The sequence below is a fragment of the Actinosynnema sp. NPDC023658 genome (assembly GCF_040639995.1).
Taxonomy (GTDB): Bacteria; Actinomycetota; Actinomycetes; order Mycobacteriales; family Pseudonocardiaceae; genus Actinosynnema.
Genome location: NZ_JBFAAX010000593.1, coordinates 1 through 3,524 on the forward strand (window position 1 = coordinate 1; position 3,524 = coordinate 3,524).

The 3,524-nt window shown below is 73.2% G+C and carries 4 protein-coding genes and 2 pseudogenes; 3 read left to right on the top strand and 3 right to left on the bottom strand.

Annotated features, from left to right (window positions below; translation table 11 throughout):
• Positions 1-778 (bottom strand): annotated as a pseudogene (locus AB0G02_RS31730) (hypothetical protein); the annotation flags it as partial.
• Between the two features lie 94 nt (positions 779-872).
• On the opposite strand from AB0G02_RS31730, the gene AB0G02_RS31735 reads away from it, so the two are divergent.
• Entirely contained in the window at positions 873-1,412 is a 540-nt protein-coding gene (locus tag AB0G02_RS31735; RefSeq protein WP_360801434.1) for a helix-turn-helix domain-containing protein, read from the top strand.
• A 109-nt stretch (positions 1,413-1,521) separates the two neighbouring features.
• On the opposite strand, the gene AB0G02_RS31740 is transcribed toward AB0G02_RS31735, so the two are convergent.
• Positions 1,522-2,007: a pyridoxamine 5'-phosphate oxidase family protein gene (locus AB0G02_RS31740; RefSeq protein ID WP_360801436.1), complete on the bottom strand. Its 486-nt coding sequence runs from the start codon at positions 2,005-2,007 to the stop codon at positions 1,522-1,524.
• A 338-nt stretch (positions 2,008-2,345) separates the two neighbouring features.
• Here AB0G02_RS31740 and AB0G02_RS31745 point away from each other — a divergent pair, with 338 nt between their 5' ends.
• Together AB0G02_RS31745 and AB0G02_RS31750 are read left to right on the top strand one after the other, a co-directional pair.
• On the top strand, positions 2,346-2,801 hold the full coding sequence (locus AB0G02_RS31745) for a DUF4383 domain-containing protein (RefSeq protein ID WP_360801439.1): 456 nt from the start codon (positions 2,346-2,348) through the stop codon (positions 2,799-2,801).
• Between the two features lie 68 nt (positions 2,802-2,869).
• Positions 2,870-3,253 (top strand): DUF6292 family protein, encoded by a 384-nt coding sequence (locus AB0G02_RS31750; protein ID WP_360801442.1) that lies wholly within the window; start codon positions 2,870-2,872, stop codon positions 3,251-3,253.
• Positions 3,254-3,337: 84 nt separating this feature from the next.
• On the opposite strand, the pseudogene AB0G02_RS31755 reads toward AB0G02_RS31750, so the two are convergent.
• A pseudogene (locus AB0G02_RS31755) lies at positions 3,338-3,524 on the bottom strand (phytoene desaturase); the annotation flags it as partial.

A 3,524-nucleotide genomic window follows, 5' to 3' on the forward strand; every position in this document is an offset into this window, starting at 1 on the left:
CGCCCCAGACCAGGCGCGTGCCGTCCGGGGACAGCGCGCCTCCCTCCACGTCGGACTCCGGCGCGTCGATCCAGGTCAGCCGGCCGTCGAGGGACAGCGCGGCGAAGCCGAGGAAGTCACGTCCCTGGCTCGTGCAGAGGTAGACGCCGGACGAGTCGGGCAGCCAGTCGACCGGGTGGTACTTCGCCGGGCCGTCGTGCGGGGTGAGCAGCCGGACCGAGCCGTCGACGAGGTCGCAGGCGAACAGGTCCTGCTCGGTGTTCTGGTGCAGCCGCATCACGAGCAGCAGCCGTGCGTCGGGGGAGAAGCCGATCGGCAGGTAGCGGTCGTCGCCGTGCAGCACGATCCGCTCGTCACCGGTGCGCAGGTCGCGCACCAGCACGTCGAACACCTCGCGGTCGCGAGCGTTGGAGGCGTACGCGAGCAGCGCGCCGTCCGGGCTGTACGGCCGGCCGTTGGAGCCGTGGGGCGTGCCGATCTCGCACCGCACGCCGTCCTCCGCGACCAGCCACGTGACCTCGCCGGTGGCCGGGTCGACCTCGGCGAGGCGGTGGTCCTCGCGGCCGTCGAGGTCGGTCAGCACCAGCAGCCGCTCGCCGTCCGGCCGCCACACGCACCGGACGACCGAGCCGGGCACCTCGACGAGTCGTGCCGGCCCGCCGTCCAGCGGCAGCACCCACGGCTGCGGACGACCGGAGGCGTCGCTCAGGTACGCCGCCGTCCGGCCGTCCGGGCCGGGTTCCGCTCCGGACAGCCACTCGAAGTCGGTCCAGCCCATCGTGCGCTCCCTACTGATTTCACATTGTGCAATCGATAGCAGTCAACCAAACCGGTGCGCGCCGTGGCAAGGCGGGTGGGTTAGCCTCTGGCACGTGCCGGCCCCGCCCGATCACCCCGCCCGCGACGCCACGGTCGAGGAGCTGAAGGCGCTCGCGCACCCGTTGCGGTGGCGGATCCTGCGCCTGTGCTTCGACCGCGCGTTGACGAACAAGGAGCTGTCGGACCGGCTGGGCGTCGCGCCGGCGACCGTGCTGCGGCACGTGCGGGCGCTGGTGAAGACCGACTTCCTGACCGCCGAACCGGTGCGCAGCGGCACGCGTGGGGCGTTGGAGCGGCCGTACCGGTCGACCGGTCGCACATGGCAGCTCGGGCTGGTCGACGCCGAGGGGGAGGGCCTGGCGCAGCGGGTGGACCTGGCGCTGCTGGCCGCGCACCGCGCCGAGGTGCTGGAGGCGGGGCCGGACGCCGGCCGTGAGACGTTCCGCGGGGTGCTGCGGCTCGGTGCGGCGTCCCAGGCGGAGCTGAACGCCCGGGTGCTCGCCCTGATCCGCGAGTTCGTCGAGCGCGACGAGCCGGACGGCGAGCCGTTGAGCTACCTGTGGTCCCTGGTGGCCCGCCCGGACCAGGACTGACCGTCCTGAGCGTTCAACTCACGTGTCCTGAGCGTAGGACTCTCGCGACCTGAGCGTAGGACACGCGTGTTCTGGAGGTAGGACACGCGTGTCCGGGCGGGGCGCGGGATCAGGCGTGGTAGGCGCGGACCAGGTCCTCGACCGCCTTGGGGATGGTGGTCTCGAAGTCCAGCAGCTTCGCCCAGGTCGGCTCGACGGTGATGCGGACCATGTGGTCGTACAGCGCCCGCACGCCCGCCTCCCAGCCCGCGAACCGGTCCGGCGGCACGATCTTCCGGCTGGCCTCCACGTACTCGTCCGGCACGCCGTCGACCAGTTCGAGGTCCGCCGTGCCGCGGACCAGCAGCACGCGTGGCGGGTAGCCCTCGGTGTCGACGGTCAGCGACACCTTCGGGTCGCGGCGCAGCGCCCCCACCTTCGCGGCCTTCGGCACGGTGCACACGACGATCCGCGCGCCGTCCCACAGGAACGCGACCGGGACGACCCGCGGCGCCCCGTCCACCCCGATGTAGGCCAACCGGGCCGGGATCGAGGAGCCCAGCAGCTCCCGCGAGATCGGCTTGCCCATGACCTCGATGACCTCGTCGCGTTCCACGTCCGTCTCCTCCGCGTCGTCGAGCGCCCGGTGCGGCGCTCCCGAAGGGGAGCGGAGCGGACACGGCGTTCTCGACACGGTCGGACGATCGAGTCCGTGCGACCCGCACGAGTGCGGATGGGGGCGCTCGACGAGCCGGCGGTCCGGCGAGCGAACGCGGCCCCTCGCGGCGGCGCTGAGCAGGCAAAACACCCCGATCGCGGCTGCGGTCGGCACGTCGGTCGGCGCGGGGTCGACTTGACCGGTGGAGACCGGTGTGTGATCGCTGTTTGCCCGCACCCGCGCCGGGTAGTCGGTCAGCGACCGAAGTGGGTTTTCGCAAGGCGACGGGAGTCGACATGTCCAGACCCGACACAGCCACACGCACACCGGTCCAGCTGGCCGCCATGGTCGTGGGCGCGGTGTTCCTGGTGGTGGGCATCGCAGGGTTCATCCCGGGCCTGACGACGGACTACGACACGCTCCAGTTCGCGGGTCACGAGTCCCAGGCCATGCTGCTCGGCGTGTTCGCCGTCTCCATCCTGCACAACATCGTGCACCTGGCGTTCGGCGTCGCGGGCCTGGTGATGGCCCGGACTGCCCGCAACGCGTTCCTGTACCTCGTCGCCGGTGGCGTGATCTACCTGGTGCTGTGGCTCTACGGCCTCATCGTCGACCACGACAGCGCGGCGAACTTCGTGCCGGTCAACAACGCCGACAACTGGCTGCACCTGCTGCTCGGTCTGGGCATGGTCGCGCTCGGCTTCGCGCTGGGTCGCTCGGCCCGCACCGGCGGCGTGCCGCGGACCAGGTGAGGTGAGGACGGCGACGACCGGCGTCACGCGCGGGCCGTCGCCGTCCCCGAGTGCGGGGGTGCAGGCGGGTGGACCCGGACCTGGCGCGGTACGTGCGGGCCGTCGCGGCCGGACTGGGCTCGGCGGAACGGCGCTGGAGCACCGACCCCGGCCCTCCCGCGACCGCCTACCTGCCGCTCGACCCGCCCCTGCCGTCCTTCCCGGACCGGGACCTCGCGCTGCTGTGGGACGAGGAGTACGGCTGGGCCGCCGCCGTGCGCACCCGTGCCGACGAACCGCCCGTGGTCATCACCTACCTGGGTGGTGACGTCCTGCCGACCCCGGCGGACGTGGCCGCGTTCGTGGCGGCCCTGCGCAGCGGCAGGCACCCCGGCGACCCGAGGCCGATCCGGTTACGCACCTACGGCGGGCCCGACGACCTGCCCGGCCGCCTGCGCGCCCACTACCGCTGACCCGGCCCGCGACCCCGCGCCCGTCCCCGCGGCGAACGACACCGACGACGGGCCGACGAGCTCAAGCCCGGCAGGCGCCCGCGGTCACCGGCCGACGTCCGAGCCGGCCACGCCGACCCCGGTGGAGCGCCCGGCCCCGCTCGGGTGGCGGAGGCGTTCGGCCGCGAGCCTGCCCGAGATGAGCACCGGCGGTATGCCGACGCCCGGTGTGGTGCCGCTGCCCGCCAGGACGACGTTGCCTTCGCGGAACGGCAGGTTCCGCGGCCGGAAC